The organism is Paenibacillus sp. MZ03-122A, assembly GCF_024213325.1.
GTDB lineage: Bacteria > Bacillota > Bacilli > Paenibacillales > Paenibacillaceae > Paenibacillus > Paenibacillus polymyxa_B.
This window is the reverse complement of sequence record NZ_JANAVI010000002.1, coordinates 645,067-657,621: the sequence shown is the minus strand read 5'-3', so window position 1 is coordinate 657,621 and position 12,555 is coordinate 645,067. Positions and strand designations below refer to the sequence as shown.

Annotated in this window: 8 protein-coding genes; 3 read left to right on the top strand and 5 right to left on the bottom strand. The window is 43.9% G+C overall.

The window, feature by feature from the left end:
- Positions 1 to 83: 83 nt before the first annotated feature.
- Positions 84 to 2,075 (bottom strand): excinuclease ABC subunit UvrB, encoded by a 1,992-nt coding sequence (gene uvrB / locus NLX74_RS06955; protein ID WP_061829965.1) that lies wholly within the window; start codon positions 2,073 to 2,075, stop codon positions 84 to 86.
- A gap of 208 nt (positions 2,076 to 2,283) precedes the next feature.
- On the opposite strand from uvrB, the gene NLX74_RS06950 reads away from it, so the two are divergent.
- Positions 2,284 to 3,111, top strand: a complete 828-nt coding sequence (locus NLX74_RS06950; protein WP_254328310.1) for a flagellar motor protein — start codon at positions 2,284 to 2,286, stop codon at positions 3,109 to 3,111.
- Positions 3,095 to 3,910: a flagellar motor protein MotB gene (locus NLX74_RS06945; protein ID WP_013312222.1), complete on the top strand. Its 816-nt coding sequence runs from the start codon at positions 3,095 to 3,097 to the stop codon at positions 3,908 to 3,910. Before NLX74_RS06950 ends, NLX74_RS06945 begins: the two co-directional genes overlap by 17 nt.
- A gap of 233 nt (positions 3,911 to 4,143) precedes the next feature.
- On the opposite strand, the gene NLX74_RS06940 is transcribed toward NLX74_RS06945, so the two are convergent.
- The gene (locus tag NLX74_RS06940; RefSeq protein WP_235306458.1) at positions 4,144 to 4,371 is read right to left on the bottom strand and encodes a Spo0E family sporulation regulatory protein-aspartic acid phosphatase; all 228 of its coding nucleotides are present in this window, start codon (positions 4,369 to 4,371) and stop codon (positions 4,144 to 4,146) included.
- A 292-nt stretch (positions 4,372 to 4,663) separates the two neighbouring features.
- Positions 4,664 to 6,067: a DNA-binding protein gene (locus NLX74_RS06935; protein ID WP_254328309.1), complete on the bottom strand. Its 1,404-nt coding sequence runs from the start codon at positions 6,065 to 6,067 to the stop codon at positions 4,664 to 4,666.
- 256 nt (positions 6,068 to 6,323) lie between these two features.
- Here NLX74_RS06935 and NLX74_RS06930 point away from each other — a divergent pair, with 256 nt between their 5' ends.
- Positions 6,324 to 6,704, top strand: a complete 381-nt coding sequence (locus tag NLX74_RS06930) for a helix-turn-helix domain-containing protein (RefSeq protein WP_254328308.1) — start codon at positions 6,324 to 6,326, stop codon at positions 6,702 to 6,704.
- Between the two features lie 87 nt (positions 6,705 to 6,791).
- On the opposite strand, the gene NLX74_RS06925 is transcribed toward NLX74_RS06930, so the two are convergent.
- Positions 6,792 to 8,189, bottom strand: coding sequence for a DNA-binding protein (locus tag NLX74_RS06925; protein WP_254328307.1), 1,398 nt, complete (start codon positions 8,187 to 8,189; stop codon positions 6,792 to 6,794).
- Between the two features lie 190 nt (positions 8,190 to 8,379).
- Positions 8,380 to 12,444: a glycosyl hydrolase gene (locus tag NLX74_RS06920; protein WP_254328306.1), complete on the bottom strand. Its 4,065-nt coding sequence runs from the start codon at positions 12,442 to 12,444 to the stop codon at positions 8,380 to 8,382.
- Positions 12,445 to 12,555: the final 111 nt, after the last annotated feature.

Here is a 12,555-nt window from a genome sequence, read left to right as displayed (position 1 = left end):
ATAGGCCGCCCTCACTATTTTTAAAAGCAAAGCAATCAAACATTTTATTTTCATATGTTTTGCTTCTAGCTTATTCTCAATGTTTAATCAGCTCGTAACTCCAGCAAAGCGTCACGCAGCTCGGCTGCCCGCTCGAACTGTAGGTTCTTGGCGGCGTCTTTCATCTCTGCTTCCAGACGCTGAATGAGTGATTGACGCTCCTTCTTGGAAAGTTTACCCGTCTCATTAGGAAGGTAATCATTCTTAGACTCTGCCACCTTGGTTGCTTCAATAACATCACGAATCTTTTTACGGATGGTTTGCGGGGTAATCCCATGTTCTTCATTATACTGAATTTGGATCGCACGACGACGTTCCGTTTCCTTTATCGCTTTATCCATAGAATCGGTAATCTTATCGCCGTACATAATAACACGACCGTCACTGTTCCGTGCTGCCCGTCCGATCGTCTGAATCAGAGAGCGCTCAGAACGCAGGAAGCCTTCTTTGTCCGCATCCAAAATCGCGACCAGCGATACTTCCGGCAAATCGAGGCCTTCCCGCAACAAGTTGATCCCGATTAGCACGTCGAAGGTCCCTAGACGAAGATCCCGCAAAATAGCCATCCGCTCCAACGTCTTAATTTCGGAGTGCATATACCGAACCTTGATGCCTACTTCTTTTAAATAGTCAGTCAAATCTTCAGACATCTTCTTCGTAAGTGTGGTCACCAGTACCCGTTCTTCACGTTCTATGCGAAGCCGTATCTCACTAATGAGATCGTCAATCTGCCCCTTGCTCGGACGCACCTCAATAATCGGATCAAGAAGCCCGGTAGGACGAATAATCTGCTGTACCATCGTTTCGCATTTCTCCATCTCATAGGGTCCTGGAGTAGCCGATACATAGATGATCTGACTTACCTTGTCCTCGAACTCTTCAAACTTCAACGGGCGATTATCCAATGCGGATGGCAAACGGAAACCATGTTCCACCAGTACATTCTTACGTGCTTGGTCACCATTATACATGGCACGAATCTGCGGCAACGTAACATGGGACTCGTCAATGACGATCAGCATATCATCCGGGAAATAATCCATCAGTGTATATGGTGTCGCACCTCGCTCGCGGAATGTCAGTGGACCTGAATAATTCTCGACGCCGGAACAAAAGCCAACCTCTTTCATCATCTCGATATCATAGCGGGTACGTTGTTCCAAACGTTGTGCCTCTAAGAGCTTCCCTTGCTCCTTCAACTCCGCTAATCGCTCTTCAAGCTCACGTTCAATGTTGACCAATGCTACCTTCATCGTATCCTCATGAGTAACGAAGTGAGATGCCGGGAAAATGGCAATATGATCACGTTCACCGATCAATTCACCCGTAAGCACATTAATCTCGGTAATTCGTTCAATTTCATCCCCGAACAGTTCTACACGTATAGCGTGTTCCCCATGGGAAGCCGGGAATATCTCCACAACATCCCCCCGTACACGGAAAGTACCCCGCACGAAGTTGATATCGTTCCGCTGATATTGAATATCGACCAAGCGGGACAAAATCTGATTGCGGGGTTTCTCCATGCCGACTCTAAGCGAAAGCAGCAGGCTTGAATATTCTTTCGGGGAACCCAAACCATAAATGCAGGAGACACTCGCTACAATAATAACGTCACGACGCTCAAACAGAGAGCTTGTCGCTGAGTGGCGAAGTTTATCAATCTCCTCATTAATGCTGGAATCCTTCTCAATATACGTATCGGAAGACGGGATGTATGCTTCCGGTTGATAGTAATCATAGTAGCTGACAAAATAATCGACTGAGTTATTCGGAAAAAATTCTTTAAACTCACTCGCCAGTTGAGCAGCCAAAGTCTTATTATGTGCAATAACCAGCGTAGGCCGATTCAACTTGGCAATGGTCTGTGCGATGGTAAACGTCTTACCTGTTCCCGTAGCACCCAATAGCGTTTGATGCTTCTTTCCTTCTGCAATTCCCTCTACCAATTCAAAAATGGCCTGAGGCTGATCGCCTTGAGGTTGGAATTCCGACTGAATTTCAAAAGTCTTATCGCTAACAACGATATCACTCATTGCCCTGCATCACCCTTATCGTCTAAAATGGAAACATCATGATTTTACACCAGTCGAGCTTTAACGTCTTTACCTGTAACTCTATGTCGATATTTCCCGAGCAATGATACTTGGGAAATATGGTTAGATAAGAATGTTTGTTCCCGTATTATACCTCTTTCTTACCATGGATGCAAACGATAAGTCTTGAATAGGAGTGAATTAAATTTTGGATATCACCATCGTATTGGGCATCATCGCCGGAATCATAGCATTAATCGGTGGCTTCTTATGGGAAGGCGGCGAATTTACAGGGCTGCTTCAAGGTACATCGGCTCTCATTGTATTTGGGGGAACTTTCGCCGCAGTTGTGATCAGCTACCCAGCTTCCAAGCTGAAGACGATCCCCACCGCCCTACGGATGGCATTTAGCCGTGAGGACAATCCTACGAAGCAATATATAGAAGATTTGGTTTCCATGGCTACCACCTCACGCCGATCCGGTGTGCTTGCGCTAGAGCGTACTTCATCAGAGCATCCGAATGCATTTTTGCGTGAAGGTCTTCAGTTGGTCATCGACGGCACCGAGCAGGAGCAGATCAAACAGATTTTAGAGCTTGAGTTAGATGCCATTGAACACAAACATGAAGGATACGCCAAAATATTTGAATCCGCAGGCGGTTATGCCCCTACGATGGGGATTATCGGTACTGTCATGGGCCTGATCCATGTACTGGGCAGCCTGACCGAGCCTACTGCGCTTGGTCCGTCCATTGCTGTTGCTTTTATCGCAACACTATATGGCGTTGCTAGCGCTAATCTGATCTTCCTGCCCATCGCATCCAAAATAAGAGCTGCCAGTGAGAGTGAAATTATCACTATGGATTTGCTGCTGCAAGGTATTTTGGCTATCCAAAACGGAGAGAATCCAAAGCTTGTACGCAAAAAGTTGGAGTTCTTTATCCGCTCAGAGCAAAATATAGATCGCAAACCGCCTCGTCGCTCACGCACAGAGGACGCTTCTCCAAAGGAGGACTTCCATGAGAGCGCGCGGTAAGCGCCGTGGGGGTCAAGGAGGCGGCGGAGACCATCGTGACCGCTGGATGATTACCTATGCCGATCTGATCACCCTGCTGCTCATATTTTTCGTTGTGATGTATGCCATGAGTAGTCTGGATGCTAAAAAATACGATGTCGTTGTTCAATCCCTCCAGGATACGTTCCACAAGGGAGATTCTATTTTGGAGCAAGGCTCGGGCATTACAGGTACTGCCGATCGTTACACCAGCAAGAATCCACCCACGACCAAGCAACCAGCAGCCGATAAAAAGGAAGCTGGATCGACAAAGCTCACCGAACGTGAACAAGCATTCCGCACGCAGGAAAAAGAGCTGCAAAATTTAATGGGTGTCATTCAAGAATATATTACGGACAACAAACTGGAAAACCAGATTTTCGTGTCAGATCAGCCGCGTGGTATTGTCATCACGCTAAATGACCGCTTTTTATTCGATCAAGGTAGAGCTGCACTCAAGCAAGGCTCTGCCAACACGCTATCCAAGTTGGCCAGTCTGTTTCGAGATTTGAAAACACCGATTAGCATTGAGGGCCATACGGACAACATTCCGTTCACGCGCTCCTCGAACTCATCGACGTATAAGGATAACTGGGAGCTTTCCGGCGCACGGGCACTATCTGTACTCCGATTCTTTCTCGACAGAGAGCAACTTTCACCCTCAGGATTTCAGTATGCGGGTTATGCAGATACCCGACCGGTTGGTGACAATAGTACCGAAGCTGGACGACAAAAAAACCGCCGTGTCGAAATCACCGTACTACGCCAGCTTCAACAGTAAAACCCAAAAACCTCCTGAGTCACGCAGTAACGTGAATCGGGAGGTTTTTTTGATACATATCTTCATGTTACATGGCTTCCCCTCTGATGTAGACGCAGAACAATAAACTGTACGAACAACGTGGATAAGAGCGGCGTACGAGATGCAATAGAGATTATTTTGTTTATTCTATATCCCACTATGTATTAGAAGCCCTGGTGAAGTTAGGTTTATCTTGTCATGATACTTGAAAATCAATAAGATAGGACAAGCTCGTGTTGCTTCTCTTGCATTTGTGAACTTTGGGGTATGCTCTGTTGTCTACGATAGCTATATTTCCAGTCACTATATTTATTAAGGAGTCGATCCAACTCCATGGACTTGATTAACACCCGCCGATCCTTCAATCCCACCTCATTCGCCAAATCATTTAGTTCCTTCCGCTTTTCTTCGATGCATTCCTCCAATTGTTTCCATTTCACATCAATAAACCTCCTGTTCGGTGTGGTATTTACATTAGTTTACAAGCTGATACCTTCCCTACAGGTTAAAAATATAATAAAACCCAATTCATCCCTTTAACGGGATGAATCAAAAAACCAGCCTCAGTAAGGCTGGCTTTTTGATCCATCTATTTACTTGGAAAACTCCCTTGAAACTCACCTGGAAGTGAACAGCACTATTGAATTTCACCCGCCTCTACCATGACTAGAAACTGAAATATGAGAATTATTACTAACTATAATATCATGGAAAGAAGACAGAACCCCGATATTACTGACTACTATTAGAGAAAGCAAAAGTGAAAGTAAAACCTTCCTCATCTTTGCACACCTCCTTAATAATAGACTTATAAATCTCAATTTGTCCTTCGTCACATAAAGCTCTATTATTTTCGAATAAAACCATACTTTGGGCGAAACTCTCTACATTTTTAAGAAAGAATGATATCTGTATACATTGTAAATTAGCATTTATTGCATCCTTGTATCTCTTATTTCGTCTATAATAAATGGCTAGTTGGAAATTAAAATTATAATAATCATCCATAAATATTACATCCTGAGTATTTCTAAAAATATCAATATATTGGATAAACCGATCCAAAATACTGTCAACTGAGAAGAAATTTCTATTAGCCGATTCTAAAATATTCACAAGACCGGGTAATATCTCATCATTATTGTTCTCTAATAAGTTTACATATTGAGGGAGCACAGACGTATCTCCTAATAGTAAATCAAGTGTATAAGAGTTCCCCATAGACCATACCTTAAACTTTTCCACTTCTCTTTTCCCAACGGTGTTTAAACCCTCAAACCAACTTAGATCGGCATACTCAGCAACGATTTTTTTTGCATTCTCATAGTCGCCAATTTTTTGTAAGGCATAAGCTTTCATAAGTAATCCTTGCCCATAATATACTACTAAATGTCGCTCGGTCTTTATCGGTACATAATTCCTGTTTTTCCGAGCCCTTCTTTTATTTTCTTCTTCATATATAATTTTAGATTGTTCCCAAAGCTCATCGCTGTGTGTAATTGTTTCTTGCCATTTATGTAGTGAAGAATATATATTTGTTAGATGCAACAATCCGTCTAATTGATGGCACTCTGGCAACCGAAAACGAAAAGGTTCAAATCGTATAGCCGCCTTTAGATTTAATTCAGTATTCTCTCCAATTCTTGCACGAAACAATTTATAATGGCTTATCGCCAATCTCTCAGAATGCTGATACTTTTCATTTTCAATGACACATTCATAGAATGGAATTGCCTCTTGCAGCTTCCCACCTTCGTATAACTCCTCTGCCAAAGCAAAAATTGTAGGGATGTGATTAAGATCCTCCATTAATCGAGATAGCACTTTCTCCACACACCTCAGATTTCCTACTTCAACACAGCGTATAAGGAACGGCTTAACTCTTTTCCAATGAGGTCTTCCATCATAAAAACATTCATCCACATACAGGTCATACAACCAGCCCTCTGGATAATTAAACGCTTTAGTAATCAAGTCCATTTGTCTTACGGAGATAGGTTTAGGCGGATTCCCGTTAAGCATAGCACTAAATATGCCCCGGTTAAGACCCGTAGCTTGTCCAAAACTATTAAAAGTGTAGCCACCAAGTTTTAGTTCTTTCTCAATTTCCGAACGAATCGTGGTTGCATTTTCCAACAAAAACACCCCCGGCGTATTCAGATGATTTTAAAAAATCACCCTCCTCGACAATCAATTACAATATACTAGAAATTATATGAATAAATTGGATGATGGTCAACCCCTTTTCTACACTGTTTTATTATATTATGGAATTTGATGTTTATTAAAATAGTTCTTACAAGAACTAAATATCGAATAATTAAGGCAATTTAATTACCTCCACGCTTAATCTAGCTTTGTCTACACTCATACTATAGGAGTGTGGGTGTCTATGGAAACAACGAAACTATTAGGAACGAAAATCCGTCAATTTCGAAAATTGCGGGGTATTACACAAGAACAGTTAGCAGAAGCATCCGATTCAACAGGTTCCTATATCGGCAAGTTGGAGCGCGGTGAGGTCAATGTGCAGATCAAAACACTGGAGAAAATAGCAGAGGCGCTGAACACAAACGTATTTGCATTTTTTGACTATAATCCATATGAGGAACTCAAAAGCCAGCCCTGGATTTGGGAATGCATTCATATACTTTCCCAGCAGAATGAAGCGGGGCAAAATAAAGCTTATCGCATATTGAAGGAACTATTCACCTCTTCACAAAGCGAGCTTTTGGAGAGTAACTCCGACACCCCTGATACACATGAGGAATAGTAAATTTCACTCGATTAACATGCGCGAAAAATGAAAAGAGCTGTGTGTTCTTCTACTCTAGGTAGAGAAACATAGCCCTTTTTTGCTCTAAGAGGTCATTTGCCTCATACTAATTTCCACTGCTTGTATCACTTTTTTATATTCTGTCCGTTGTTCTTCGGTCGAGTGATCCTTATACTTCTCAAACAATAGCGTGATGGACTTGATATAGTAATTCTTATCGTTTAACTCTGAGGAGGCTTTTAAACTAATCAGCATACTGTCTATCGCCTCGGTATAGCTTCCTTTACTAAAATAGTATCGACTAAGCTCCAGAAAAAAACGAGAATATGTCAGCAGATCATTATTTGTATGATAATACGAAATATTTGTACGTAGCTCCCTAAATTCATTAATATTCTCAGCAAAAAGAGCCAGAGTTTCGTCTACTGAGTAACTGTAATGATTGGCCGATTCTATAATAGTCAATAGCCCGAGTAATATTTCCTGTGGATTATTTCTAATAAGTTCAACATAGGCAGGCAAACTAGCCGTATCCCCCATCAAAATTTCTAAATTCAAACGATTTGCTTTTCCCCATATTTCGAATTTCTGTGCCTCTATCATTCCAATCTCATCTAGACCTTCAAATCCAGTTAGATTTTCATAGTAAGGTATGAACTTCATAGCCGCTTCAAATAGTCCTTGTTTTTCTAAGGAATTTCCCTGCATTAAATAGGCTTGACCATAATAAACGATTAGATGTCTTTCTGTATTTAAACGTATAACTTCACGATTCTTAGCCCTCGCTTGGGCTTGATGCCAATAAATGCTTGTGACCAGTACCTCAAGTTCCTTCGCATAGTGTATAGCCGCCTCATAATCATAAAATTGGAAATATACATTAGTCAATTTTAACAACGCGTCTAGTTGGTAATTCTCGGGTAGATTCTTCCCAAACGGTGCAAACTTTATAGTTGCTTGCCGATTATTATCCAAGTCAGTATTCAGAGAACAACAAAACAAACGATACTGGCAAATTGCCAACCGCTCCGAGTGGTAATATCTCTCATTCTCTATTACACACTCGTAAAAGGGGATAGACTCCTTTTTCTTCCCTGCTTCGTGTAGTTCTTCTGCAAGATCAAATATCGTCGGTACATAGGACAAGTCCTCGGTTAGTCTTGACAGTACCTTTTGGATACAGTCTTCCCTCCCTAACTCTACACAACGTAATAAAAAAGGCTTAATCCGTTTCCAGTGTCCTTTTCCTTCATAAAAGCATTCATCTATGTATAACTCATACAACCAGCCTTCGGGATATCCCAATGCCTTGGTAATTAAGTCCATCTGCCGAACCGAGATCGGCTTGGGTGGGTTACTGTTAAGCATGGTGCTAAATATACCACGGTTAATTCCAGATACTTTACTGAAGCTGCTAAATGTATGCCCCCTTTGCTTTAGTTCTGTCTCTATCTTTGAGCGGATCGTAGGTGTATGTTTCATTCCAATCCCTCTCTTTCTACTTAAAAAAATTATATTTTCCGTCTCTTATAGCATTATAAGGCAATTTTAGTTCGTGATTTCTTAAACTTGAATATAATAATCAAACATATCTCTTGAAGGATTTTTGTGCAAAAAAAAATGAGCAGGTGGGTACTAAATCCCCTGCTCACTTCAACGATGGACACCTGTCTTAATTAGCTACCGGTTCTGTTCCCCAAACAAGTACGCCATTATGATACAACGTAGCTTTCGTATGATCGGCGAATGAAGTCTGCGTTCCTTTATACGAGTAATCGTCACTTTCGTTATAGTTCGACCAGTCTGCTTTATGAATACGGGTTTGAATTCCGCCTGTGCTTCCTCCAGGTGCTAACACGCCTGCATCCGAGTTGAAGCTGACTTCCAAATAATAATCAGCGCCTCCTACAGCTTTATCCATTTTAACCAGCTTACCATTCAGTTTCGAGCAGCTCAGCGTCGCATAGTCGCAGTTGAATGTCTGCGCACGATCGCCGTCGATCGTGTAGTAGTAGCGAATTTTCAACTCGTTGATCGGTACGGAGGTTGTACCTTTGTTTACAATTTGGAAATGCGGGTTCAAGTGATTGTCGTTCACATTTGTATCCGCTGTGCGATACTGGAGCACCAGTCCCGTTGTCGGCTGTTGAGTATCCGCTTTCGGTGCTGCGCTAGCCGTGTTCGAAACCGTTTGACCTGCATCGTTCTTCGCTACGACTTGGTAATAGTACATCGTGTCTGCCGTTACGGCTGTGTCGATGTAGCTGCTTCCGTATACATCGCTCGCTACTGTGGCGAAAGCGCCGTTTTCAGCCGTCGAACGCTTCACTTCATAGCTTGCCGCATTCGCCGATGCTGTCCAGCTCAGCTTTACTTTCGCCGTTTCACCCGCTGCGTTCAGCGTGAAGCTGCCCGGTACTGATGGCTGCTCGGTAATACCATACGTTTTTAAGTTAGTCGGGAGCTTTTCAAGCGTAATGACGTTCGGATGATTATACACTTTTTTCAGATGCTCAAGACTGTTTTGTTTGCCGTCTCTCAAGAAATCCCCATACCATGTAGCGAACCAGCTCCAATGGGCTTGATACGCCTTCATCAGATCAGGGTCCGGGATAGGTCCGTTTTCGCTCATGGCAACTAACTTTTTGTCCTTACCCAACGTAACAAGGTCTTCGTATTTTGCAATTTGCGGGTTGTAGTCGCCTGCTTGCGGATAAGAGTCGAAGCTCAAAATATCCACATACTCATCCCCTGGATACCAGTCGGGAGCAACAGAGTTCCAGACCCAGATCAGATTGTTCAATTTGTGCACATTAGACAAACGATCGTACATCAAAATATACAATTTTTTAACAGGCTCAGGACCTTTAGCGCCCCACCAAAACCATTTGCCTTCCGCTTCGTGCAAAGGACGGAACAGGACAGGAACTTTCGCATCCTGCAACTTCTTCAATTGCCCTGCAATCACATCGATGTCGCGAATAAGCAATTTATAATCTTCGGACTCTGGATGATTCATCGCATATTCTATATCGAATGTAGTCGAATCGGCATAGAAGCCTCTCCACCATTCTTTTCCCTGCGTATCGATCAGACCTTTCGGCGCGTTCCAGTGCCATACAAAGGTAACAATTCCCCCTTGCTTATCCCATTCAATCGCCTTTTCCGTCTCTGTGGAACTAAGACCGTGTTCCGCTCTACTTGGCGAATAGTCGATCAGGTCAAGCGCTGCAATAGCCGGCTTTTTACCTACATTGGCTTGAAGCCAATCAATTTCGGTTATTTCCTCTTGACCGGAAAGCATATTCTTCCCGTATTGATCAACCAGATAGTTCATCAATGCTCTTGCTTCTACCGTCGCATTCGGATTGGTGAGCGTTTTGGTTACCGCATGTGGTGGACGGTCAGCAGCTGGCTCCAGCTTGACGTAGTCGATATCATACCAGCCCCAGCCTGTTTCAAAACCGATCGTGTTCGCCCCTGCATTCAAAAGAACCTTACCACCGGAGGTTTCTTTAAAATCAGCCGATTTCCAAAGTACCAGCTCGCCAGACGCTTTGCCGTTTAAAGAGAAATTCGTACGTTTGTCATCATGAGGCGAACGGTAGCCGATTGTAAGATTGTACAAGCCTGCCGCCTCTGCCTGGATCGTCATCGTCAGGGAATCCCCTGCATTGTGGAAATTAGTTACATAACCAGTACCGGAGAAGCCGGTTCCGCTGGATTCCACAATGGTTCCCTTCAGCGTGCCATCTTCGGCTTCATAGCGATCCGGTCCGTCTACAGGCGTTCGCGGAACCGCTTTCAAAACATTGGATTCGCTCGTTCCCGCCTTTGTTAGTGCGGTTATTTTATAATAATAAGAAGTGCCGTTCGTTACGTTCGTATCCGTATAAGACGTTTCGACCAAGTTGGATGCTACAGCAGCAAAAGGACCGTTTTCATACGTTGCCCGCTGTACACTGTAACTTACAACTCCGCTGGAAGCGTCCCAGGATAAATCGACTTTCCCATCGCCAGCCTCAGCCCTCAGCGCAAAGCTTTCAGGACCTTCCACAGGTGGCACAGACGTATCATTGCCAACAGTCAAGACGATGTGATAAGCCGTCAAAGGCGGTACTGTATAGGTAAAGCGGTTGCCTGAAATTTGCGTAATTGGCGCTGCTTCTTTAATTTGCGAGCTATTTTTGTCGAAGCCCCATACTTTACCGGAACCGTAAGTCGTCTCACCGGAAAGATCAAATTGGGCGTCGAATGCACTGTCCATGCTTTTATTCATGACAACGAGGTGCAGTTCTTTGTAGGATGCATCCGTTACGGAAGCATGCACCGAGCTATTAACAATATCCGACGTTTGCGCATTAACGCTGATATCACCGAAAGTAGAGCTTTTTCCGTCATAATTGCGGTAAAGCTTGTAAGCGGCACTAACGTAGTTGTTGGCACCATCCTTTAACTTCCAGTAGTTTGCCATATAAACATCGTTTTTGCCCAAGATGCCTAACACATCAGTCATAGCGATACCGCCGGAAATATCATTTTCGCCGCCATAGCTATACTCAGTCAAAGCCAGCTTGGTTCCCGGGTAATACTGATTCACCGACTGCTTTAATCGAGGCAGTAAAGGCAAGAATTCACTGTTCCATTGAGCGATCCAGCTATCTTCCTTGTAGGTCGGGTCCCACAAGGTACGAGGCGCCTGCATTCTGGCTGTCTTCGTTTCGTCATTGCCTACCTCATTCGTAATTCGTATGCCTCCACCCATCGCTTCGGGATACCAGTGCACATCGAAAACATCCAGCAATCTCTTGCCTTCGGCTTGCGAGCTGAGGCGCATTTGATCGAGGTAATAGTCCACGAACCAGCTGTAGTTGCCTTTTACAGAGTTCCAATCAGGTGCAGTTTGAAGATCTTTATAGGCGCCAAAACCGTAAAGAACGGGCCCAAAAATTTCCGCACCCGCGTCAACCGCCTTAACGGCTTTGGATAAACTTACCGACCGCTCTACCAACTCTTTCGCTCCGACCTTTTCACCATGAATGCGCGGATGCGTATGCGACCAGAGAGCGGGTTCATTGTCGAGCGAGTATCCTTTCACACCTGTTTTTGTTGAAGCAGAGCCATACTTTTTCACTAAAAAGTTGACGAATTCATCCGCATAAACCTGATTGTCTTTCAGATCAGGCTGCAATTGAAACGGTGCATTTTTAGCGTTTACGACCTCATTCCACCGAGCGGAAGGAGCCTTTTCGCTTTCCTGCACACTTCCGTTTCCATCCTTGGCCACATAACCGGCCATCGGCAGTGTGACTAAAGAATATGTGCCCTGCTTCAGCGATTGATCGTGAAACGAGGTTGCCACCGCACCTGGCTTTTCACATTCGGCTTTTGTCAATCCGGCGTTGTCGCATAAATAGCTATCACTGGACTGCATCCAGTCGCTTCCTGCATTGGACATATTGTTTTCCCAGTTATATCCGGTCATTCGATTGCCACCAAGTCGTCTGGCAGTCAGATTCTCATCGCCTGACAACTCCTGATTCGTACCGTAAATATAAGGGCTAATAGGCTTACGATCCTTGGATGTATCGACTTTAATGGTAACAGTCTTTGCCGTTTGACCGTGAACTACAGTTGGAGTCGGTAGAGCACCCCCTACTATAATCGTGCATGCCATGACGACAGGCAGCCATTTGGAACGTTTGGACCAAATACTACTACTATTTTTCGCCTTCATGCCGCTTCCTCCCTTCAATTTAAAAAGAGCGGCACCCATACGAATGCCCCTCCTTGAGGCTTTAAGGCCCCTTCCCTGTCCCCAAACGAGCTTATCGTTCCGTTGCAGCGT

What these genes read in the sequence shown, in the direction of transcription:
- NLX74_RS06930 (WP_254328308.1), top strand. Translation starts at nt 6,324, where the DNA reads ATGGAAACAACGAAACTATTAGGAACGAAAATCCGTCAATTTCGAAAA.
- NLX74_RS06945 (WP_013312222.1), top strand. Translation starts at nt 3,095, where the DNA reads ATGAGAGCGCGCGGTAAGCGCCGTGGGGGTCAAGGAGGCGGCGGAGAC.
- uvrB (WP_061829965.1), bottom strand. Translation starts at nt 2,075, where the DNA reads ATGAGTGATATCGTTGTTAGCGATAAGACTTTTGAAATTCAGTCGGAA.
- NLX74_RS06925 (WP_254328307.1), bottom strand. Translation starts at nt 8,189, where the DNA reads ATGAAACATACACCTACGATCCGCTCAAAGATAGAGACAGAACTAAAG.
- NLX74_RS06920 (WP_254328306.1), bottom strand. Translation starts at nt 12,444, where the DNA reads ATGAAGGCGAAAAATAGTAGTAGTATTTGGTCCAAACGTTCCAAATGG.